The sequence below is a fragment of the Pseudomonas sp. D8002 genome, assembly GCF_013385695.1.
GTDB lineage: Bacteria > Pseudomonadota > Gammaproteobacteria > Pseudomonadales > Pseudomonadaceae > Aquipseudomonas.
Window position 1 is genome coordinate 115,163 of sequence record NZ_JACAPM010000034.1, and the last position, 23,264, is coordinate 138,426.

19 protein-coding genes are annotated in these 23,264 nt (G+C 54.0%); all 19 read left to right on the plus strand.

The window, feature by feature from the left end:
* The first annotated feature begins 177 nt into the window (after positions 1–177).
* The 19 genes from gyrA (at position 178) to HX807_RS20820 (ending at position 23,246) form a co-directional block, all read left to right on the plus strand.
* Entirely contained in the window at positions 178–2,841 is a 2,664-nt protein-coding gene (gene gyrA, locus HX807_RS20730; protein WP_003218817.1) for a DNA gyrase subunit A, read from the plus strand.
* Positions 2,842–3,059: 218 nt separating this feature from the next.
* Positions 3,060–4,145: a 3-phosphoserine/phosphohydroxythreonine transaminase gene (serC, locus tag HX807_RS20735; RefSeq protein WP_003218814.1), complete on the plus strand. Its 1,086-nt coding sequence runs from the start codon at positions 3,060–3,062 to the stop codon at positions 4,143–4,145.
* Positions 4,145–5,239 carry a prephenate dehydratase gene (gene pheA, locus HX807_RS20740; protein WP_003218812.1) on the plus strand — a complete coding sequence of 365 codons (1,095 nt, stop codon included), beginning with the start codon at positions 4,145–4,147 and terminating at the stop codon, positions 5,237–5,239. The genes serC and pheA overlap by 1 nt, the downstream gene beginning before the upstream one ends.
* A gap of 9 nt (positions 5,240–5,248) precedes the next feature.
* Positions 5,249–6,361, plus strand: a complete 1,113-nt coding sequence (gene hisC / locus HX807_RS20745; RefSeq protein WP_008437685.1) for a histidinol-phosphate transaminase — start codon at positions 5,249–5,251, stop codon at positions 6,359–6,361.
* A 28-nt stretch (positions 6,362–6,389) separates the two neighbouring features.
* The gene (locus tag HX807_RS20750) at positions 6,390–8,600 is read left to right on the plus strand and encodes a bifunctional prephenate dehydrogenase/3-phosphoshikimate 1-carboxyvinyltransferase (RefSeq protein WP_008437686.1); all 2,211 of its coding nucleotides are present in this window, start codon (positions 6,390–6,392) and stop codon (positions 8,598–8,600) included.
* Positions 8,597–9,286, plus strand: coding sequence for a (d)CMP kinase (gene cmk / locus HX807_RS20755; protein ID WP_003172653.1), 690 nt, complete (start codon positions 8,597–8,599; stop codon positions 9,284–9,286). The genes HX807_RS20750 and cmk overlap by 4 nt, the downstream gene beginning before the upstream one ends.
* Positions 9,287–9,405: 119 nt before the next feature.
* Positions 9,406–11,100 (plus strand): 30S ribosomal protein S1, encoded by a 1,695-nt coding sequence (gene rpsA / locus HX807_RS20760; protein ID WP_003218806.1) that lies wholly within the window; start codon positions 9,406–9,408, stop codon positions 11,098–11,100.
* A gap of 339 nt (positions 11,101–11,439) precedes the next feature.
* Entirely contained in the window at positions 11,440–11,736 is a 297-nt protein-coding gene (gene ihfB / locus HX807_RS20765; RefSeq protein WP_003218804.1) for an integration host factor subunit beta, read from the plus strand.
* A gap of 23 nt (positions 11,737–11,759) precedes the next feature.
* Entirely contained in the window at positions 11,760–12,002 is a 243-nt protein-coding gene (locus HX807_RS20770; RefSeq protein WP_102606087.1) for a lipopolysaccharide assembly protein LapA domain-containing protein, read from the plus strand.
* A 266-nt stretch (positions 12,003–12,268) separates the two neighbouring features.
* Positions 12,269–13,618, plus strand: a complete 1,350-nt coding sequence (locus HX807_RS20775; protein WP_003218800.1) for a Wzz/FepE/Etk N-terminal domain-containing protein — start codon at positions 12,269–12,271, stop codon at positions 13,616–13,618.
* Between the two features lie 649 nt (positions 13,619–14,267).
* Entirely contained in the window at positions 14,268–15,545 is a 1,278-nt protein-coding gene (gene tviB, locus HX807_RS20780; RefSeq protein WP_102606086.1) for a Vi polysaccharide biosynthesis UDP-N-acetylglucosamine C-6 dehydrogenase TviB, read from the plus strand.
* 51 nt (positions 15,546–15,596) lie between these two features.
* Positions 15,597–16,622, plus strand: coding sequence for an NAD-dependent epimerase/dehydratase family protein (locus HX807_RS20785; RefSeq protein WP_023659073.1), 1,026 nt, complete (start codon positions 15,597–15,599; stop codon positions 16,620–16,622).
* Positions 16,623–16,727: 105 nt separating this feature from the next.
* On the plus strand, positions 16,728–17,849 hold the full coding sequence (locus tag HX807_RS20790; protein WP_003218792.1) for a DegT/DnrJ/EryC1/StrS aminotransferase family protein: 1,122 nt from the start codon (positions 16,728–16,730) through the stop codon (positions 17,847–17,849).
* Between the two features lie 14 nt (positions 17,850–17,863).
* Positions 17,864–18,538, plus strand: a complete 675-nt coding sequence (locus tag HX807_RS20795) for a WbqC family protein (protein ID WP_207241541.1) — start codon at positions 17,864–17,866, stop codon at positions 18,536–18,538.
* A 14-nt stretch (positions 18,539–18,552) separates the two neighbouring features.
* Positions 18,553–18,966, plus strand: a complete 414-nt coding sequence (locus tag HX807_RS20800) for an N-acetyltransferase (RefSeq protein ID WP_076017300.1) — start codon at positions 18,553–18,555, stop codon at positions 18,964–18,966.
* Between the two features lie 19 nt (positions 18,967–18,985).
* Positions 18,986–20,491: an oligosaccharide flippase family protein gene (locus tag HX807_RS20805; protein ID WP_003218787.1), complete on the plus strand. Its 1,506-nt coding sequence runs from the start codon at positions 18,986–18,988 to the stop codon at positions 20,489–20,491.
* Complete coding sequence (locus HX807_RS20810) at positions 20,488–21,408, plus strand: glycosyltransferase family A protein (RefSeq protein WP_177050904.1); 921 nt, start codon at positions 20,488–20,490, stop codon at positions 21,406–21,408. The genes HX807_RS20805 and HX807_RS20810 overlap by 4 nt, the downstream gene beginning before the upstream one ends.
* A gap of 7 nt (positions 21,409–21,415) precedes the next feature.
* Entirely contained in the window at positions 21,416–21,943 is a 528-nt protein-coding gene (locus tag HX807_RS20815; RefSeq protein WP_177050906.1) for a serine O-acetyltransferase, read from the plus strand.
* A gap of 19 nt (positions 21,944–21,962) precedes the next feature.
* Positions 21,963–23,246, plus strand: a complete 1,284-nt coding sequence (locus HX807_RS20820; protein WP_173406090.1) for a hypothetical protein — start codon at positions 21,963–21,965, stop codon at positions 23,244–23,246.
* The last annotated feature ends 18 nt before the right edge of the window (positions 23,247–23,264 follow it).

The window sequence follows — 23,264 nt, forward strand, 5'->3', positions numbered from 1 at the left end:
TGATAACATCCGGCGGTTTCCAGGGTCACCCCAAGGGGTAACCTTTAATGCGCAGATCCGTGTCATAACTCGTTGATTTGTCGTAAGTCGTTGCCAGGCATCATGCCGGCAGCGGCGAGCTTCGTTCGTCCCATAGGATGTGACGAGGTTTCACCCGAAAAAGGAATCAGGCTTCTCATGGGCGAACTGGCCAAAGAAATCCTCCCGGTCAATATCGAAGACGAGCTGAAACAGTCCTACCTCGACTACGCGATGAGCGTAATTGTCGGTCGGGCACTGCCTGATGCGCGCGATGGCTTGAAGCCCGTGCACAGGCGTGTGCTGTTCGCGATGAGCGAGCTGGGTAACGACTGGAACAAGCCGTACAAGAAATCTGCCCGTGTTGTCGGTGACGTGATCGGTAAGTATCACCCTCACGGCGACACTGCGGTGTACGACACCATCGTTCGGATGGCCCAGCCGTTTTCCCTGCGCTACCTGCTGGTAGACGGCCAGGGCAACTTCGGTTCGGTCGACGGCGACAACGCTGCGGCCATGCGATACACCGAAGTGCGCATGACCAAGCTGGCGCACGAGCTGCTGGCTGACCTGCACAAGGAAACCGTGGACTGGGTGCCGAACTACGACGGCACCGAAATGATCCCGGCGGTCATGCCGACCCGTATTCCCAACCTGTTGGTCAACGGCTCCAGCGGTATCGCCGTGGGCATGGCCACCAACATCCCGCCACACAACCTCGGTGAAGTCATCGACGGTTGCCTGGCCCTCATCGACAACCCCGAGCTGACCGTCGATGAACTGATGCAGTACATCCCGGGTCCGGACTTCCCGACCGCCGCGATCATCAACGGTCGCGCCGGCATCATCGAAGCCTACCGTACCGGTCGCGGCCGCATTTACATGCGTGCCCGCTCGATCATCGAAGACATCGACAAGGTCGGTGGCCGTCAGCAGATCGTCATCACCGAACTCCCTTACCAGTTGAACAAGGCGCGTCTGATCGAGAAGATCGCCGAGCTGGTTAAAGAGAAGAAGCTGGAAGGCATCACCGAGCTGCGCGACGAGTCTGACAAGGACGGTATGCGCGTGGTGATCGAGCTGCGTCGTGGCGAAGTGCCTGAGGTGATCCTCAACAACCTCTACGCCCAGACCCAGCTGCAAAGCGTATTCGGTATCAACGTGGTAGCGCTGATCGACGGCCGCCCGCGTATCCTGAACCTCAAGGATCTGCTGGAAGCCTTCGTGCGTCACCGCCGCGAAGTGGTAACCCGCCGTACCGTATTCGAACTGCGCAAGGCCCGTGAACGCGGCCACATCCTGGAAGGCCAGGCTGTTGCGCTGTCGAACATCGACCCGGTCATCGCCCTGATCAAGGCTTCGCCGACGCCGTCGGAAGCCAAGGAAGCGCTGATCAAGATGCCGTGGGAATCCAGCGCCGTAGTGGCGATGGTGGAACGTGCCGGTGCCGATTCGTGCCGTCCGGAGACCCTGGACCCACAATACGGCCTGCGCGACGGCAAGTATTTCCTGTCCCCGGAACAGGCCCAGGCCATTCTGGAACTGCGTCTGCACCGTCTGACCGGCCTGGAACACGAGAAACTGCTGGCCGAGTACCAGGAGATCCTCAACCAGATCGGCGAGCTGATCCGCATCCTCAACAGCGCGGTGCGCCTGATGGAAGTGATCCGCGAAGAACTGGAAGTGATCCGCGCCGAATACGGCGATGTGCGCCGCACCGAGATTCTCGACGCCCGTCTCGACCTGACCCTGGGTGACATGATCCCGGAAGAAGATCGCGTCGTGACCATTTCCCACGGTGGCTATGCCAAGACCCAGCCTCTGGCTGCGTACCAGGCCCAGCGTCGTGGCGGTAAAGGCAAATCGGCTACCGGCGTCAAGGATGAGGACTACATCGCTCACCTGCTGGTTGCCAACAGCCACACCACGCTGCTGCTGTTCTCCAGCAAGGGCAAGGTGTACTGGCTGAAAACCTACGAAATCCCGGAAGCGTCCCGCGCCGCCCGTGGTCGTCCGCTGGTCAACCTGCTGCCGCTGGACAGTGATGAATACATCACCACCATGCTGCCGGTAGACGAGTACACCGAAGGTCACTTCATCTTCATGGCCACTGCGAAAGGCACCGTGAAGAAGACCCCGCTGGAATCCTTCAGCCGTCAACGCAGCGTGGGCCTGATCGCCCTCGAACTGGACGAAGGCGACGTATTGATCAGCGCGGCCATCACCGACGGCGAGCGTGAAGTCATGCTGTTCTCCGACGGCGGCAAGGTCACGCGCTTCAAGGAATCCGACGTTCGTGCCATGGGCCGTACCGCCCGCGGTGTGCGCGGCATGCGTCTGCCGGAAGGGCAGAAGCTGATTTCGATGCTGATCCCGGAAGAAGGCAGCGAGATCCTCACGGCATCGGCCCGCGGCTACGGCAAGCGTACGGCCATCAGCGAGTTCCCCGAGTACAAGCGTGGCGGCCAGGGCGTTATCGCCATGGTCAGCAACGATCGCAACGGCCGCCTGGTCGGCGCGGTCCAGGTGCTGGATGGTGAGGAAATCATGCTGATTTCCGACCAGGGCACCCTGGTACGTACCCGGGTTGATGAAGTGTCGAGCCTGGGGCGTAACACCCAGGGCGTGACCTTGATCAAGCTGGCCAGCGACGAAACGTTGGTAGGCCTGGAGCGTGTCCAGGAGCCATCGGAAGTCGAAGGCGAGGAGCTGGAAGGTGAAGAGGGGATTGCACTCGAGGGGCAAGTGATCGGCGATGCCGATGACGGCGTCGACGAGCCAACACTCGACGCTGCCGCAGACGAAGAAGAACCGCAGGAATAAGCGGACACACAGGGGGCGGATGAAGATTCGCCCCCTTGTTGTTTGTCCCGTTTGAAATACGACGCCGCGCCGCTCTTGTAGGAGCCGGCTTGCCGGCGATGGCATCAACTCGATTCAAGTGAAGCACCGAGTCGTTTGCATCGCTGGCAAGCCAGCTCCTACAGGGTTCCGCGTTGCGGGATGTTGATTGCAGTCCCACCAGATCAGAGAGATTGGATGTGAGCAAGAGAGCCTATAACTTCTGTGCCGGTCCCGCGGCGCTTCCTGAAGCAGTCCTGCAGCGCGCGCAGGGTGAACTCCTCGACTGGCATGGAAAAGGCCTCTCCGTGATGGAAATGAGCCATCGCAGCGATGAGTTCGTGTCCATTGCCACCAAGGCCGAGCAGGATATGCGCGACTTGCTGGACATCCCGTCCGATTACAAAGTGCTGTTCCTGCAGGGTGGTGCGAGCCAGCAGTTCGCCCAGATCCCGCTGAACCTGCTGCCGGAAGATGGCACTGCGGACTATATCGACACCGGTATCTGGGGGCAGAAGGCCATTGAAGAGGCCTCCCGTTACGGTCACGTCAATGTGGCAGGCACGGCCAAGCCCTACGACTACTTCGCGATCCCCGGTCAGAACGAGTGGAAGCTGTCGAAAGACGCGGCCTATGTTCACTACGTGGCAAACGAAACCATCGGCGGCCTGGAGTTCGATTGGGTGCCGGAAGTGGGTGATGTCCCGCTGGTCTGCGACATGTCCTCGGACATCCTCTCGCGCCCGATCGATGTGTCCAAGTACGGCATGATCTACGCCGGTGCACAGAAGAACATCGGCCCGAGCGGCATCCTGGTCAACATCGTCCGTGAAGACCTGTTGGGTCGTGCGCGTTCGCTATGCCCGACCATGCTCAACTACAAGGTCGCGGCCGATAACGGCTCGATGTACAACACCCCGCCGGCCTTCGCCTGGTACTTGTCGGGCCTGGTGTTCGAATGGCTGAAAGAGCAGGGCGGCGTGGCTGCCATGGGCAAGCTCAACGAAGAGAAGAAACGTACCCTGTACGACTTCATCGACGCCAGCGGCCTGTACAGCAACCCGATCAACCTGACCGACCGTTCGTGGATGAACGTGCCGTTCCGCCTGGCGGATGATCGCCTGGACAAGCCTTTCCTCGCCGGCGCCGACGAGCGCGGCCTGTTGAACCTCAAGGGCCACCGTTCGGTAGGTGGCATGCGCGCCTCCATCTATAACGCTGTCGATATCCACGCCGTCAAGGCGCTGGTGGCTTACATGGCAGAGTTCGAAAAGGAACACGGCTAATGTCTGAGCAAGAACTCAAGGCCCTGCGCGTACGCATTGACAGCCTGGACGAGAAAGTCCTGGAACTGATCAGTGAGCGCGCGCGGTGCGCCCAGGAAGTTGCACGGGTGAAGATGGCTTCCCTGGCTGAAGGCGAAGTGCCGGTATTCTACCGTCCGGAGCGTGAAGCCCAGGTGCTCAAGCGCGTGATGGAACGCAACAAGGGCCCGTTGGGCAACGAAGAGATGGCGCGGTTGTTCCGTGAAATCATGTCTTCGTGCCTGGCACTGGAGCAGCCGCTGAAAGTGGCTTACCTGGGCCCGGAAGGCACCTTCACTCAAGCCGCGGCCATGAAGCACTTCGGTCACGCGGTGATCAGCAAGCCGATGGCTGCGATCGACGAAGTGTTCCGTGAAGTGGCCGCCGGGGCGGTGAATTTTGGCGTGGTGCCGGTGGAAAACTCCACCGAAGGTGCCGTCAACCACACCCTCGACAGCTTCCTTGAGCACGACATGGTGATCTGCGGCGAAGTCGAGTTGCGTATTCACCACCACTTGCTGGTGGGCGAAAACACCAAGACCGACAGCATCAGCCGCATCTACTCCCACGCCCAGTCCCTGGCCCAGTGCCGCAAGTGGCTGGACGCGCACTACCCGAATGTGGAGCGCGTGGCGGTGTCCAGCAACGCCGAAGCGGCGAAGCGGGTCAAGGGTGAGTGGAACTCGGCGGCGATTGCCGGCGACATGGCTGCCGGCCTGTATGGGTTGACGCGCCTGGCCGAGAAAATCGAGGATCGCCCGGATAACTCCACGCGCTTCCTGATGATCGGCAGCCAGGAAGTGCCGCCGACCGGCGACGACAAGACATCGATCATCGTCTCCATGAGCAACAAGCCCGGCGCGCTGCATGAGCTGCTGGTGCCGTTCCACGATAACGGGATTGACCTGACGCGAATCGAGACTCGTCCTTCGCGCAGCGGTAAATGGACTTATGTGTTCTTTATCGACTTCGTCGGCCATCACCGCGACCCTCTGGTCAAGGGTGTGCTCGAGAAAATCAGTCAGGAAGCCGTGGCACTCAAGGTGCTGGGCTCCTACCCGAAAGCGGTTTTGTGAGGCTTTAACATGAGTGGCAACTTCCTCGCCCTGGCGCAGCCGGGCGTGCAACAACTGTCGCCTTACGTTCCGGGCAAGCCTGTGGACGAGTTGGCGCGCGAGTTGAACCTGGATCCGTCGAAGATCGTAAAGCTGGCCAGTAACGAAAACCCGATGGGCCCAAGCCCCAAGGTACTGGCCGCGATTCGTGAGGCGCTGGCCGAACTGACCCGTTATCCCGATGGTAACGGCTTTGAACTCAAGTCCCTGCTGGCGAAAAACTGCCGCGTTGATATCAACCAGGTGACCCTGGGTAACGGCTCCAACGATATTCTGGAGCTGGTCGGCCGCGCCTATCTGGCGCCGGGCTTGAACGCGGTGTTCAGCGAGCATGCATTTGCGGTCTATCCGATCGTCACTCAGGCCGTTGGCGCCGAGGCGCGTGTGATTCCTGCGAGAGACTGGGGTCATGACCTGCCAGCCATGCTGGCGGCCATCGATGACAATACTCGTGTCGTGTTTATCGCCAACCCGAACAACCCGACCGGCACCTGGTTCAGCGCCGAGGTGCTGGATAACTTCCTGCAGGACGTGCCGGAGCATGTACTGGTGGTGCTGGACGAGGCATACATCGAGTACGCCGAAGGCAGCGACTTGCCGGACGGCCTGGACTTCCTCGCGGCTTATCCGAACCTGCTGGTCTCGCGCACCTTCTCCAAGGCTTATGGCCTGGCGTCGCTGCGGGTCGGTTACGGCTTGTCCACTGCGGTGGTGGCCGATGTGTTGAACCGTGTGCGCCAGCCATTCAACGTCAACAGCCTCGCGCTGGCGGCGGCTTGCGCTGCGGTGCAGGACACCGAGTACCTGGAAGAAGGCCGTCGCCTCAACGAAAGCGGCATGCTGCAATTGCAGGAAGGCTTCCGTGAGCTGGGCCTGGGCTGGATTCCGTCCAAGGGCAACTTCATCTGCGTCGACCTCGGCCAAGTGGCGGCTCCTGTGTTCCAGGGCTTGCTGCGCGAGGGTGTGATCGTGCGTCCGGTGGCCAATTACGGCATGCCGAACCACCTGCGCATCACCATCGGTCTGCCTGCTGAAAACAGCCGCTTCCTCGAAGCGCTGGCCAAGGTTCTGGCTCGTGGTTGATGTCACTGCATTGCAACCTGCTGTACCTATGATCGGTCGCCTGGTGGTGGTCGGTCTGGGATTGATCGGCGGCTCCTTTGCGAAGGGCCTGCGGGAAAGCGGCCTGTGTGGCGAAGTGGTCGGTGTGGACCTGGACCCGCAATCGCGCAAGTTGGCGGTGGAGTTGGGTGTGGTGGACCGTTGCGAGGCTGATCTCGCTGTAGCCTGCCAGGGCGCGGATGTCATTCAGCTGGCGGTGCCGATCCTGGCCATGGAGAAGTTGCTGGCGCTGTTGGCCGGCATGGATCTGGGCCAGGCAATCCTGACCGATGTCGGCAGTGCCAAGGGCAATGTGGTGCGTGCGGCGCGGCTGGCCTTTGGTGGCATGCCTGCGCGGTTTGTGCCTGGGCATCCGATTGCCGGGTCCGAGCAGAGCGGGGTGGAGGCGTCCAATGCGCAGCTGTTCCGTCGCCATAAAGTGATTCTGACACCGCTGGATGAAACCGATCCTGCGGCACTGGCCGTGGTGGATCGGCTCTGGCGCGAGCTGGGGGCGGATGTCGAGCATATGCAGGTCGAGCGCCACGATGAAGTGCTGGCAGCGACCAGCCATCTGCCGCATTTGCTCGCATTTGGCCTGGTGGATTCGTTGGCCAAGCGCAACGAGAACCTCGAGATTTTCCGCTACGCCGCCGGTGGTTTCCGCGACTTTACCCGGATCGCGGGTAGTGATCCGGTGATGTGGCACGACATCTTCCTTGCCAACCGCGATGCGGTGTTGCGCACCCTGGACACGTTCCGCAGCGACCTCGACGCCTTGCGCGACGCGGTCGATGCTGGCGACGGGCACCAGTTGTTGGGCGTGTTCACCCGTGCGCGGGTGGCGCGGGAGCATTTCAGCAAGATTCTGGCGCGTCGGGCCTATATGGATGCTGCAGTAAACGCGGATGACCTGGTGTTTCTCGCCAGTCCCGGTGGCCGCTTGAGCGGGCAGATCCGCGTGCCTGGGGATAAGTCGATCTCCCATCGCTCGATCATGCTCGGTTCTCTGGCGGACGGTGTCACTGAAGTCGAAGGTTTTCTGGAGGGTGAGGACGCCCTGGCGACTTTGCAGGCGTTCCGCGACATGGGCGTGGTGATTGAAGGCCCGCACCATGGGCGCGTCACCATCCACGGGGTTGGCCTGCATGGCTTGAAGCCGGCGCCAGGTCCGATCTATCTGGGTAACTCCGGCACCTCCATGCGGTTGTTGTCCGGTTTGCTGGCGGCCCAGCGCTTCGACAGTGTGTTGACGGGGGACGCCTCGCTGTCCAAGCGCCCGATGAATCGCGTGGCCAAGCCATTGCGCGCAATGGGCGCGGTGATCGAGACCGGGCCGGAAGGGCGCCCGCCGCTGACCATTCGTGGCGGCCAGGCACTCAAGGGGCTGACCTACGCATTGCCGATGGCCAGCGCTCAGGTCAAGTCCTGCCTGTTGTTGGCCGGGTTGTATGCCGAGGGTAAAACCTCGATTACCGAACCGGCGCCGACCCGCGACCATACCGAGCGGATGTTGCGCGGTTTTGGGTATCCGGTGGACGTGGCGGGCGCTACGGCTGCGGTCGAGTCGGGCCATGCGTTGACCGCGACCCATATTGAGGTGCCTGGGGATATTTCCTCCTCGGCGTTCTTTCTGGTGGCGGCTTCAATCGCCGAAGGCTCCGAGCTGTTGCTTGAACATGTGGGTATCAATCCGACCCGTACCGGCGTGATCGATATCCTGCGACTGATGGGCGCGGACATCACCCTGGAAAACCAACGGGAAGTGGGTGGTGAGCCGGTCGCTGATTTGCGTGTTCGTGCGGCGCCGTTGAAGGGGATCGAGATTCCTGAAGCCCTGGTCCCGCTGGCTATCGATGAGTTCCCGGTGTTGTTCGTGGCTGCGGCGTGCGCCGAAGGCCGGACGGTATTGCGTGGGGCAGAGGAGCTGCGGGTCAAGGAGTCCGACCGGATCCAGGTCATGGCCGACGGTCTGCTTGCGCTGGGCGTGAAGTGTGAACCGACACCTGATGGGATTATTATCGATGGTGGCGTGATCGGCGGTGGTGAAGTCCACGCCCATGGCGATCACCGGATTGCCATGGCCTTCAGCGTGGCTTCCCTGCGAGCGGCTGCGCCGATTCGTATCCATGACTGTGCCAACGTGGCTACGTCTTTTCCGAATTTTCTTACACTGTGTGCCCAAGTCGGCATCCGTGTTGCCCAAGAGGCTCAATTGTGAATATCAAAGCACCGGTGATTACCATCGACGGGCCAAGTGGCTCGGGCAAGGGCACGATCGCCGGCATCCTGGCCAAGCGCCTGGGCTGGTGCCTGCTGGATTCCGGGGCGCTATACCGCTTGCTGGCCTTTGCCGCCCGCAACCATGGTGTCGACCTGACCAACGAAGAATCGCTGAAGCTGCTGGCTGCGCATCTTGACGTGCAGTTCGTCGGGGCGACCGAAGGTCATCCCCAGCGCATCATCCTGGAAGGGGACGATGTGACCGACGACCTGCGCAACGAGCAGGTCGGCTCCTGGGCTTCCCAGGTCGCCGCATTGCCGGCGGTGCGCGATGCTTTGCTGCAGCGCCAGCGGGCTTTCCAGGAACCGCCGGGTCTGGTGGCCGATGGCCGCGACATGGGCACGGTGGTCTTCCCCGAGGCGCCGCTGAAGATTTTCCTCACGGCCAGCGCCGAGGAGCGGGCCCGTCGCCGTTACTTGCAGTTGAAGGGCAAAGTCGATGGTGTTAGTCTGTCGAGTCTGCTAGATGAGATCCGTGCACGCGATGAGCGTGATACCCAGCGTGCGGTAGCCCCGCTCAAGCCGGCGGCTGACGCCATACAGCTGGATTCCACGGAGTTGTCCATCGAGCAGGTGCTGGAACGCATCTTGAGTGAGATCGCCATTCGCGATATCGCCGGGTGACCAAGAAGGCCGCAGGGGACCAGTCATAGTCCTGTGGTGCTTCTTTTAATTGAAACTGACCCACACCGTCTGGGGTGTGGAGATGGGCGTATTCTTCGCCCTTATCAACAGGAATTAAAATGAGCGAAAGCTTTGCGGAACTCTTTGAAGAAAGCCTAAAAACCCTGAACCTTCAGGCAGGCTCCATCATCACCGGTGTTATCGTTGATATCGATTACCAAGCTCGCTGGGTAACCGTTCACGCTGGTCTGAAGTCTGAAGCTCTGATCCCGCTGGAACAGTTCTACAACGATGCTGGTGACCTGACTATCAATGTCGGTGACGAAGTTCACGTTGCTCTGGACTCGGTTGAAGACGGTTTCGGTGAAACCAAGCTGTCCCGTGAAAAAGCCAAGCGCGCTGAATGCTGGATTGTTCTCGAAGCAGCCTTCGCAGCTGAAGAAGTGGTCAAGGGCGTTATCAACGGTAAGGTTAAAGGCGGCTTCACTGTCGACGTTAACGGCATCCGTGCGTTCCTGCCAGGTTCTTTGGTCGACGTTCGTCCTGTGCGCGACACCACGCACCTGGAAGGCAAGGAACTCGAATTCAAGGTCATCAAGCTCGACCAGAAGCGCAACAACGTTGTCGTTTCCCGTCGCAGCGTCCTGGAAGCAGAGAACTCCGCCGAGCGTGAAGCTCTGCTGGAATCCCTGCAGGAAGGCCAACAAGTCAAAGGTATCGTCAAAAACCTCACCGATTACGGCGCATTCGTCGATCTGGGTGGCGTCGATGGCCTGCTGCACATTACCGACATGGCTTGGAAGCGTATCAAGCATCCATCGGAAATCGTCAACGTTGGCGACGAGATCGATGTCAAGGTTCTGAAGTACGATCGTGAGCGCAACCGTGTTTCCCTGGGCTTGAAGCAGCTGGGCGAAGATCCATGGGTCGCTATCAAGGCTCGTTACCCAGAAAGCACTCGCGTCACCGCGCGTGTTACCAACCTGACCGACTACGGCTGCTTTGCAGAGCTGGAAGAAGGCGTGGAAGGCCTGGTACACGTTTCCGAAATGGACTGGACCAACAAGAACATCCATCCTTCGAAAGTCGTACAAGTCGGCGACGAAGTGGAAGTTATGGTTCTGGACATCGACGAAGAGCGTCGTCGTATCTCCCTCGGCATCAAGCAGTGCAAATCTAACCCATGGGAAGATTTCTCTGGCCAGTTCAACAAGGGCGATAAAATCTCCGGCACCATCAAGTCGATCACCGATTTCGGTATCTTCATTGGTCTGGACGGCGGCATCGACGGTCTGGTTCACCTGTCCGACATCTCCTGGAACGAAGTTGGCGAAGAAGCTGTTCGTCGTTTCAAGAAGGGCGACGAGCTGGACACCGTTATCCTGTCGGTTGACCCAGAGCGCGAGCGCATCTCCCTGGGTATCAAGCAACTGGAAAGCGATCCGTTCTCCGAGTACGTTCAAGAGAACGACAAAGGCGCAATCGTTAAAGGCATCGTGAAGGAAGTTGACGCTAAAGGCGCCATCATCACTCTGGCCGACGATATCGAAGCGACTCTGAAAGCCTCCGAAATCAGCCGTGACCGCGTTGAAGACGCGCGCAACGTTCTGAAAGAAGGCGAAGAAGTAGAAGCCAAGATCATCAGCGTTGACCGCAAGAGCCGCGTAATCCAGCTCTCCATCAAGTCGAAAGACGATGCTGAAGAGAAAGAAGCCATCCAGAGCCTGCGCGACAAGCCAGCTACCTCTGAGCCTTCTGCTGGTCCTACCACTCTGGGCGACCTGCTGCGTGCACAAATGGAAAAGCAGAACTAAGTTCTGTCAGACCATAGAAAAAGGGCGACTTCGGTCGCCCTTTTTTGTGCCTGGGATTTGGTGTTGTGTGCAGCGTCGCCTTGGCGTTCTGTGGCTGGAGCGCCGTCGTCGCGCTGGCAGCGCGTTCGCGCTTACAGGCTCTATCTGGCAGCGATCGCGCTGGAGTGCCTCCAGTGAGACTGAGCGAGAGCTGGCTGTCGTGGTGCGCAATGCCAACTCTCTTCGAGTTGCACCCCAAGTCTTTGAATATAAGTCAATACATGGGCTGTTCAAATTCCTCCGGTCATGCTAAAACCTTCGAAGCGCTTTTCCTAGCTGCTTGAAAAAGAAGGGAAAAATATGACGAAGTCGGAGTTGATCGAACGAATTGTCACCCATCAAGGGCTGCTCTCATCCAAGGATGTGGAGCTGGCCATCAAGACCATGCTTGAGCAGATGTCCCAATGTCTGGCTACCGGCGATCGGATTGAAATTCGTGGGTTTGGTAGCTTCTCGCTGCACTATCGTGCGCCTCGTGTGGGGCGCAACCCAAAAACCGGGCAGTCCGTCAGCCTTGACGGCAAGTTCGTGCCTCATTTCAAGCCGGGCAAGGAATTGCGCGATCGGGTGAACGAAGACGAAGAAGAAGGCGTCTGAGGGTTTTTGGGTAGGAGAAGTTTATGCGTGGGGTCAAGCGCGTTGTGTCGGTGCTGATTACTTTGCTCGTCATGGTTGGGGTGCTGGCGTTTGTGCTGGAGAATCAACAGAGCGCCGCTTTGTCATTCCTGGGGTGGACCACTCCCCAGGCACCGATTTCCATCTTAATGACATTGGCTTTGCTTGTAGGAATGACCGTTAGTCCATTGGTGGGTTTGGCGTTTAGGTTGAATCGCTCTCCTCGGTCGAAGAGGCTGGCGCCCTGATTGATAGCTCGGTGCGCATGGGGTGCCGCGCAAGCTTTTGTAGCATTTTTCAAGGAGTTTGGCTTTTTCGGAACAGTCCTACAGATTGTCAAGACTTGTAATATGGCAATTAGATGGCAAAATGCTTGCTGTTCTCGAGAATAGGCAATTTTTGTGGCTCATCCCAGCAGCGACGCCGGGGGCGAGCCAGATGTTTATAATTCTAAAAAACCATGAATTGTCTGCATAACGAGCCCGCAGTTTCTCTTTGAAGGCAGGTTTTTGTTGTGAGTAGTAGTTTTAATGCCCCTCCGGTACCACCATCCGATGAAATTGATCTTGTCGCGCTTTTTCAGGCGGTATGGCAGCAAAAGGTCCTCATAGTCATAGTCACCGCGCTTGTTGGCGCGATGGCTGCCGCTTATGCCTTTTTTGCGACTCCTGAATATCAAGTTAGTAGCGTTTTGCGCCCTGCGGCGATCAACGAATTGGATGCGTTGAATCGATCTGAAATTTACGGTCTTCCTCCTGGAGAGGCGCTGATCAGGGTCGGAGCGTCTCTTGAGTCGTATGACACCCGCCTGAGTTTTTTTCGGACTCATCAAAATCTATTTAAGGCATTTGAGCGTCCAGGAAGAACTCTCGAGCAGAGTTTTGAGGAGTTCAATCGTAACTCGATCAATCTGGTTCTGCCTGATCCTAAAAAAGCCGACTCCCTGAGTGCCTATATCAAACTTGAGATGAACTATCCCAAGGGAATTGATGGTGTCTCGATTTTGAACGGGTTTATTCAGTTCGCGATTGATGCCGAGCGTCAGCAGATCGGCGCTGATTTGAACGTAATCGTGAAAAACCGACTGAACGAGATTGAAGGTAAGCTGAAAGCTGCTCGCTCAAGCTATGAGATCGATAAAGAGGCAAAAATTGCCACTCTGACTGAAGCTGATGTGCTTCGGCGTGCCCAGTTGCAGGATGAGCTCAAAGCGCTCAGGGCCCAATTGAAAATCATCCGTGGTGATCGGCTTGTACTGCTGAACGAGGCAATTGGCATCGCCAAGTCGCTGGGTATTAAAAAGCCAGCTACTCCCTCGTCGCTCGGCGATGAAAACCGCGCTGGGACGCCAGGCATGATGCGTACCGAAATCAATAACCAGCAGATCCCCCTATATTTTATGGGCGTAGATGCACTGGAGGCAGAGCGAAATGCCCTGCAACGGCGCACGTCTGATGACTTTACTGAAGGTCGTATCGCGCAAATTGCCAAAGAGCTTCAACTGCTGCGGGCCAATCGTCAGATTGAGGTCTTGAATCGTCGTGAGAATGAAGACCTGTTTCTAATCAATGTGGAGCCCCTGCGTGCAGAGGAGGCTCGGCTACGTAAACTGAATATCGATATGAGTCGGTTGAAACTGGTGACTATTGACAAGCAGGCGCTCGAGCCGCTGAGTCCAATTAAGCCGAAGAAAGCTCTCGTGCTCGCAATGGGGCTGGTTCTGGGTGGGATTCTTGGCGTTCTGATTGCTCTGGCTCGAACACTGCTGGCAAGCAGGAAAAGAATGGCGACACGTCAAGTGCCCGTTCTCGGCTCTGAACTGCTTGGAGAGGGAAAAGCTCAGGCTCAGACGCGAGTGTATTAACTGCGTCCAGTAGGGTTGTGTCGCTCGATTGTGTGCAAACAACCCGATCTCCAATTCTTCTCTCGGTATAGGGACTGCTCCTATAGCGAACCAAATCACCTTCGGGTGTTCAAAAAATGACTCTCCGGCATGCCATGAGCCTTCAGGCTCTTGGCGTTGCATGTCTGACGTCGGGATCCGGATGCCGCGAGTTCTGATTTATATTGGTATCGCGTAGTATGATTATCTAGCTGTCATGGAACTCTTCTAATTGAGAATCATCGAAGCATGATGGCATTGCGCTATGCTTCGCGGTCTTCTGATTATCCGATTCCGAGTGTAACTGAGGGCGATATTCTTCATGGTGTTCAGCGGGTTGTGGTGTTTAAACTATCCGGCGCTGATGGGCCAGGAGCGATACGTACCCTATTCGACAGGGGAGGCTGCGGCAGTGCCAGAAACAGACCTGAATTGTTCGCTGATGGAATATGCTGCTGACGAATAATATAGGTGGTGGAATGCCTCAAAAAGCATCACTGAGGGATTAGTTGGATGTGCGAGCCATGACTGTACCAGGAGAGAGTACTGAATCGGCGTCGCGCTTGAAGCACTTCATACTGAAATTAATTCAGTAAATATTATGGATTCTCTGATTATTTAGGCTTTGATTATGCAAAAACTGGAAGATATTAAGCTCGCCATTATCGGCCTTGGATATGTGGGCCTGCCCCTCGCAGTGGAGTTTGGTAAGCATCGGACGGTGGTCGGGTTTGACATTAACCAGCCGCGTATCCAAGCCTTGAAAGAAGGACATGATTCAACTCTTGAAGTCAGTGACGAGGAGCTGAAGCAGGCGGGCTATTTGAGTTATAGCTGTGAGCTGAATGAGCTGGCTGCCTGCAACACTTTTGTCGTTACCGTTCCGACCCCTATCGACGAATACAACCAGCCAGACCTGACGCCTCTGATCAAGGCTTCTGAAAGCATCGGGAAGGTGTTGAAGAAGGGCGATCTGGTTATTTACGAGTCAACTGTATACCCAGGCGCTACAGAAGAAGACTGCGTCCCGGTTCTTGAGCGGGTCTCTGGTCTCAAGTTCAACGTCGATTTCTTTGCTGGCTACAGTCCTGAGCGGATCAACCCGGGCGACAAAGAGCACCGGGTTACTACGATCAAAAAAGTCACTTCCGGCTCCACGCCTGAAATCGCTGACCTGGTCGACGCACTTTACAATCAGATCATTGTCGCGGGCACTCACAAGGCTAGCAGCATCAAGGTTGCCGAGGCTGCCAAGGTTATCGAGAACACTCAGCGCGACTTGAATATTGCGCTTATCAACGAGCTGGCGATTATTTTCAACAAGATGGGCATTGATACGGAAGCGGTGCTTGAGGCCGCGGGTACGAAGTGGAACTTCCTTCCGTTCCGTCCAGGGTTGGTCGGCGGGCATTGCATCGGTGTTGACCCCTACTACCTTACCCATAAAGCCCAGTCAATCGGCTACCATCCGGAAATCATCCTGGCCGGCCGTCGTTTGAATGATGGCATGGGCGCTTACGTTGTTTCACAGTTGGTAAAAGCGATGTTGAAAGAGCGCATCCATGTAGATGGTGCTCGCGTATTGATCATGGGTCTGACTTTCAAGGAAAACTGCCCGGACCTGCGTAATACTCGTATCGTCGATATCGTGAGTGAACTGGCAGAATACAACATTGCTGTGGATGTTTATGATCCATGGGTGAGTGTTGCCGAAGCGGAGCATGAGTATGGGATCACTCCTGTTTCCGAGCCGGGAGTAAATGCATACGACGGTATCGTTCTGGCGGTCGCTCACAATGAGTTCCGTGCCCTGGGTGCAGAAAATATCCGCCGGTTCGGTAAGGCGGAGCACGTTCTTTATGATCTTAAATATCTTCTGAGTCGTGAAGAATCGGACATTCGCCTGTAAGCCCCAGGTTTCTGAAGTCGTTAACCTAAATCAAATTACGAGCTAATATCGATGACCCGCTACGAAACTCTGATAGAAACACTTCCAGCTTCGCCGAAAACCTGGTTAGTCACCGGAGTTGCGGGTTTTATTGGCTCTAATTTGTTGGAAACACTGCTTGGTTTGAATCAGACGGTTGTCGGGTTGGATAATTTCGCTACCGGTCACCAAAGAAACCTCGACGAAGTAAAAAATACAGTTCTCCCTGAGCAGTGGGCACGTTTTCGATTTGTCGAAGGTGACATTCGAGAGCTCAAGGATTGTCATCAGGCCTGCGAAGGTGTGGATTATGTACTGCATCAGGCCGCTTTGGGGTCTGTTCCTCGTTCCCTTAACGACCCGATCACAACAAACGGTACCAACATTGATGGCTTCCTCAACATGTTGGTCGCGGCACGGGATGCCAAGGTAAAGAGTTTTACTTACGCGGCAAGCAGTTCGACTTATGGCGATCATCCCGGTCTGCCAAAAGTTGAAGATGTGATCGGTAAGCCGCTGTCCCCCTACGCGGTCACCAAGTACGTCAATGAACTGTATGCCGACGTTTTCGCCAGATGCTATGGTTTTGAAACAATCGGTTTGCGTTACTTCAATGTTTTTGGCAAGCGGCAGGATCCTGATGGTGCTTACGCGGCTGTTATCCCAAAATGGGCGGCTGCGATGATAAAAAACGAGGAAGTTTTCATCAATGGTGATGGTGAAACCAGTCGGGATTTCTGCTTCATCGAGAATACAGTTCAAGCCAATATTTTAGCCGCGACTGCAAGCGATTCTTCCGCGCGCAATCAGGTTTATAATGTGGCGGTCAGTGGGCGCACTGATCTCAATATGTTGTTTTCGGCGTTGCGCGAATCCCTGGCGGAAAACGGCATCACTTATGATAAAGAGCCTGTGTATCGAGACTTTCGCGCGGGTGATGTGCGCCATTCACAAGCAGATATTGGCAAGATACAAACGCTTTTGGGATATGCACCCAAGTTTAATATTGGGCAAGGCATCGCAAAGGCCATGCCTTGGTATGCGGAATTCTTGAAGTAAGAATAGCGCGAGATATGGGTTCTCTCTATCTCGCTATATGACTTACTAATAAGTACTCAGCTACGAGGCGCGGTTGAGTGATTAAGATTAGCGCAAGGAAGTTTTATGAGCGATAAGCCTGTTTATGTAACTCAGCCCTACCTTCCGCCACTAGAAGAGTTTGTTCCCTATCTTGAAAAAATATGGGAGAGCAAGACACTGACCAATGGCGGCCCAATGCACCAGCAGCTTGAAAAGGAGCTCTGTGAGTACCTGGGGGTGGAGCACATTGCGCTTTTTAATAACGGTACAATCGCGTTATTGACTGCGCTGCAGGCGCTCAGAGTTACAGGCGAAGTCATTACGACACCTTACTCATTCGTTGCGACTGCCCACTCTTTGTTGTGGAATGGGCTGCAGCCTGTTTTCGTGGATATCGATCCTGTTACTTTTAATTTGGATCCGAAAAAAGTCGAGGCGGCAATTACGTCGAAAACCACAGCTATCATGCCAGTGCATTGCTATGGTTATTCCTGCGATACCGACGCTATTCAGAATATCGCTGATAATTACAATCTGAAAATTATCTATGATGCCGCTCATGCGTTCGGCGTTAACGATGCAGGGGGAAGTATTCTTCGCCATGGCGACTTGAGCATTTTGAGCTTCCATGCCACTAAGGTATTCAATACCTTTGAGGGCGGCGCCATCGTCTGCCCCGACGCGAAGACAAAAAAACGCATAGAACAATTGAAGAACTTTGGCTTTGTAGATGAAGTCACCGTGGTCGCACCAGGGATAAATGGGAAATTAAGCGAGATTAACGCGGCGTTTGGGTTGCTTCAGCTGAAGCATATCGACAGTGCGATGAGTCTGCGTAAAGAAATTGGTCAACGCTACAGTTCCGGATTAAAAAGTGTTGAAGGTATCAGCCTGAGCCACATCAGTGCAGGCCTTGAGTCGAATTATTCGTACTACCCCATTCTGGTTGAAGATGATTACCCGCTCTCGCGAGACGAGCTTTACGAAGTGTTAAAGGAGCAAAACGTATTCGGTAGACGGTACTTTTTTCCTTTAATCAGCGAGTTTTCCATGTATAGAAGCATGCCTTCAGCGGACAGTCGGAACCTGCCTGTGGCTCATGATATTTCATCGAAAGTTCTTTGCCTTCCTATCTATCCGGCGCTGGAGATGTCTGCCGTTGATAAGGTTGTCGAAATAATTCGTAATGTGAGAAAAGCGTCGTAATGAAGCTCGCAATAATGCAGCCTTACTTTTTTCCGTATGTCGGATATTTTAAGCTGATAGGGTCCGTGGATAAGTTCGTTTTCTATGATGATGTCGATTTCATTAAAAATGGATGGATAAATAGAAATCGGATATTTGTATCCGGCAAAGTCGGTTATATGACTATTCCGCTCCTTGGGGCGAGCTCTAATCAAAAAATTTGTGACGTGCAAACCCAGAAAAAATCACTCTGGGTCCGTAAGCTGACCGAGGCGGTCAAACAGAACTATTCGAAAGCACCAAACTTCAAAGCGTGTTTCGAGTTGTTCAACGCCGTTCTCGAGCAAGAACAAGACTCAATTTCTGATTATGCAAAATCCAGTGTTTTGTTAACGGTCGAGGCATTGGGTATCGATGCTGAGATGGTAATGAGCTCGAAGGTTTACGCAAACGAGCAATTGAAAAGCGAAGACCGAATTCTGGATATTTGCAATAAAGAGCAGGCCGACGAGTACTGGAATTTACCAGGTGGTGCGCTTCTCTATGAGAAAGAGAGTTTTGCTTCGCGAGGCATTGACCTGAAGTTTGTCAAGCCGGCGCTAGTTGAGTATCCACAGGCGGGACGAGATTTCGAGCCCGGCCTCTCTATTTTGGATGTGATGATGTTTAACTCTTTTGATGAAGCTCGCCAGCTTGTCACTAATAAATAAACGATGGGTTATTTATGCTGCCCCCAGAGCTGAAAGATTTAATACACATTGAGCAGCGTCTTCAAAAAGGAGAGTTTATTCGCGGTATCTCTGCAGAAGACTACATTCTGAAAATTGAAGACCAGGCAGAGATTCTCATCCATCACTCTGGTGGGTCGTATAACGGGTTTGTGGCATTTTACTGCAATAATGATGTATCCAGGGAGGGATACATAGCGTTGCTTTTGATCGCTGCAAGTGGCCGAGGCAAAGGGCTTGGGGGCGAGCTCCTGAGCAGCGCACTCATGGTGATGAAGAGTCGCGGTTTCACTGCATGCAGCCTGGAGGTACGCGCAGGGAACAGTTCAGCGATAAAGCTTTACACGCGGTATGGATTCAAGATAGTAGCAGACGGCGACACGAACATAAAAATGCAGGTTCGGCTATAAATATTCGGGATATAAACAATTGTCGCTTCAGAAGAACATAGCCGCTAACTACGTAAGCCAAATATATGTGACGTTGATTGGCATCGTGATGCTGCCTGTCTATATAAAATACATGGGCGCGGAAGCCTATGGCCTGGTTGGATTTTTCTCCATGCTGCAGGCTTGGTTCAGCTTGCTTGATCTTGGCTTGACACCTACGATCGGCAGGGAAACTGCACGTTTCAAGGCTGGTGCGGTATCGGCATTGGACTTTCGGCGGTTGTTCCGGGCGCTCCATGTTTTATTTCTGGGCATTGGCATTCTCGGCTTTATTACGTTGTATCTGTTTGCCCCGCTTGTTGTAAAACATTGGCTGAAACTTGATGCGTTGAGTGTCGAACAGGCGAGTTTTGCTATACAGATAATGGCCGCATGTATCGCAATCCGCTGGATATGTGGCTTGTATCGAGGCGTCATCACCGGTGGCGAACATCTGGTTTGGTTGAGTGGCTATACGTCAATCATTGCGACACTCAGATTTATATTTGTTTTGCCCGTGATGTGGTTTTATGGATATACGCCGATTGTATTCTTCTTTTATCAATTAATTATTGCGGTTGTGGAAATTCTCGGGTTGTACATTAAGTCGTATGGCGTACTCCCAAAGGTAGTCAGCGCGTCGATGGGGTGGTCGCTCAAACCCATTAGAAGTGTCTTGGCTTTTTCCCTCACGGTGGCGTTTACTGCCTCAATTTGGGTAATGGTCACGCAGACAGATAAGTTGATACTTTCGAGCATATTGCCGCTAAGCCAGTACGGATACTTCACTCTGGCGGTGCTGATTGCTGGCGGGGTAATGGTTATAACCGGACCGATCAGCAGCGCGATTATGCCGCGAATGGCCCGCTTACATGCCGAAAACAAGGAAGCTGATGTGATTACGATTTATCGTAACTCTACTCAACTTGTTTCCATTATTGCCGGTGCTGCATCGATTACCCTTGCAATTTGTGCGCGTCCTTTGCTGTGGGCATGGACAGGTGACGCGACCGTTGTCGAAAACGTTGCCCCGACAATGGTGTTGTATGCGATTGGAAACGGGTGCTTGGCGGTTTCAGCATTCCCTTACTATCTTCAGTATGCTCGCGGAAACCTGAGGCTTCATTTTCTGGGTAACCTGATTTTGTTATGCGTCATGGTCCCCGCTATCTATTTTTCGTCGACCTATTACGGAAGCATCGGTGCTGGCTACAGTTGGATGATGGTCAACCTGACATTCTTGATCTTTTGGGTTTGGTTCGTTCATTCGAGGCTTGAGCCTGGGCTCCACAAGAAGTGGCTGACTCATGATATAGGTTTGATTGTTTTACCCGCAGCCGCAGCCGGACTGCTTGTTAATTGGGTAGATGTGCGAAGTGAAAGCAGGATTTTAAGCGTGCTCATAGTGTTTGTTTCAGGTGGGTTAATTATGTTGACCGCGGTGGCTTTTTCAAGCGCTGCCCGGGCAATGGTAGCTAACAAGATTGTTGGGCGGAGAGGCGTGTGAGTATTGTTTCCGAGGGAGAAAATATAAAGGTTTCAGTATGTGTGCTGACTTATAATCAGGTTGGTTATATCCGCGAGTGCTTGTTGAGCTTGATTAATCAGGTCACGGATTTCAAGTTTGAGGTGATCGTCGGTGATGACTGTTCGACAGATGGCACCAGCGACGTAGTACGTAGTTTGGCGGAGCAATACCCCGATATTGTCAAGCCGCTTATACATGAAAAGAATGTTGGTATCACGGCAAATTACCTTGAAGTGCACGCTTTGGCATGCGGCAAGTACATTGCTCATCTAGATGGTGATGATTACGCTCTTCCAGGGAAACTACAGGCTCAAAGTGACTTTCTGGACGAGCACCCGAACTATAATATCGTCTGGCACAGGATGCTCGTCGAGAATCCTGGCACCAAGGTTGTTGTAGAAGACCTCATTGACTTATCTCGCGTGAGTAACTCGTTCACCAGAAAGGACATTTTTCAATATATAACGATTGGAATGAACAGTTCTAAAATGTATCGGGCCACGGCAAGGGACATTGAACTGCCAGATTTTCCTTTGCTGGATTACTTTGCAAACGTCGAGCAGGTTGGACAAGGCTATGCAGGGTTCGTCAGCGCCAAGCCTTTGGGTGTTTATCGTACAGGTATCGGTATTGCCTCCTCGGGAAACAAGACAAAAGTTTTGCTGGTGAAGTCGTTTGATTACTTTTTGGAAAAGTACAAAGGTAGTGCCGCAGATATATCGGTGTCTATCAGCTTCTTGTTTATTGCCGCACTGAAAAACAGGCGTTTTGAAGACTGTAAACTGTTTTTCCCAATATTCGTTCGCGCTTTTAGACTGACGACTATACCCAAAGTATGGCGTGCCAGTAAGATGCTTTCAATGCTCAGAATCCCCGATGCGGTCAAGAGTAAATGAGGTTTTTATGTCGTTAACCTATTTGATCCAGGACCTACGCTCAATCGCAGGTAGTGAGCGGGCGTCCAGAGTGCTCAAGAGCGTAGTGTTTGATCACACCGCTCATTTGACCATCATGTTGCGACTGGGCCAAAGCCTGTTAAAAATTCCCGTTATCGGGCGTGTATTGAGCTTTCTGGTTGAGTATTTTATTCGCATTGTCTTTGGTAGCGATATCTCTTGCAGGGCACAAATTGGCCCAGGTCTCTGCATCATGCACGGTCATGACATAGTGATAGGTTCCGATGTAGTAATGGGGTCGAACTGCAAGATTTTTAATGGTGTGACTTTTGGGAACCAGGACCTATCGAAAACCAGCAAGGGCAATCAACCGACACTGGCAAATAATGTGGTTATTTGTACGGGTGCAAAAGTCCTCGGGCCGATTTTTCTGGGTGACAATGTGGTTGTGGGTGCGAACAGCGTTGTTGTTAAAAGCTTTCCACAGGATACGGTTGTTGTAGGTGTTCCTGGCAAGGCGCTCGTGAGAACGTAACTTCAACTTCGGTGGCAGGGTGAGCAAGGTGCGGTCGTTTTTTTTGGTGTTGGTTGTTTTTTTCTACGTGTTCAATTTTACGCTCAGCTTTCTGGGCGTGCCCTCTGTCGCGCTTCTCATTCCTGGGGCTTTGCTTCTGATTCTTGCTGATCCGTTGCTCCGCGGTTTTGTTGGTTATGCATTTGTCACCTGCCGCTTTGCCATCGTGGCGCTGTTGCTCGCGGGTTCCTTGGGCGTGATGCTGAGTGTTCTCTGGGGTAACGCTGAGACAATATTTCTGGAGATTTTCATAAAGTTTATTGTCGTTCTGCTGTTGGCGCTGGTTATAACTTATTATGCGGTTGGCCGGCGTGCGAATTCAGATGATGCACTCTATGGCTTTCATCGATGCTTCGAGTTGATCTATTGGGCGACTGTTCTTCAGGCGTTTTTCATTATGCTGTCGTTCGTGGAGCCCTCTTTTAGGGATTTGTTATCCGCGTCGTTGGCTAACCGTGGAAATATTGAAGTTGATAGTGTTCTGCGCTTTCGCGGTATTCACGATAGCGGCGGTTTTAACCTCAGCGCTATTCTTGCGCTGGCCGCTGTATACGGTGTTTACTCAGTATATTCCCGGGCCAATAATGCGACCATTTGGCGATTTCTAAGCATCTCCGTGATTGCTCTTTCAATTACACTGGTTGCACGTACCGGTGTGGTCGTGTTCCTTCTTGGCGTGGGGCTTCTCGCGATTCGATGGCCTCTGAAGTCCCTCATCGTAGGGGTGGCTTTTAGCGCCTTTGCTGCGCTGGCAATTTTGTTATTCCAGTATTTTTTTCCGGAAAGGTTCGAATTTTTTTCAACCTACGTTTTTGATTATGCGTTCGAGATTTTCATCAACTATTCGAAAGGTCAGGGCCTCACCTCTGCCTCTACGGATGATCTGAAAAGTATGCTTTTCGTCCCGGATCTGTTGAATATTATTGCAGGTAGTGGCTCGTTTGATGATCAAAGTGGTGGCGTCGCGCGGTCTGACTCCGGTTATCTGAAAACGCTGCTTGCCAGTGGCATCGTGGGATTTGTGCTGGTTTACGCGTCTTATGGTTGGATGTTCTTGAAAATCTGGACAGGGATGCGGCGATTTGCCGATGCGGGCTATTTTGTTTTGGTACTGTTGTGCCTGATTTTAGTTTTGGAAGTAAAGGCTCCTGTGTTTTATCAGAATGACGTGTCTCGCTTGTTTATATTGATATTTTCAAGCGCGCTATTGCACCGGTTTTATAATCGCTATGCGAGCGTGAACCCGAGTGCTCATCTGGCTTGACTCAGGCGGGCGAGAACG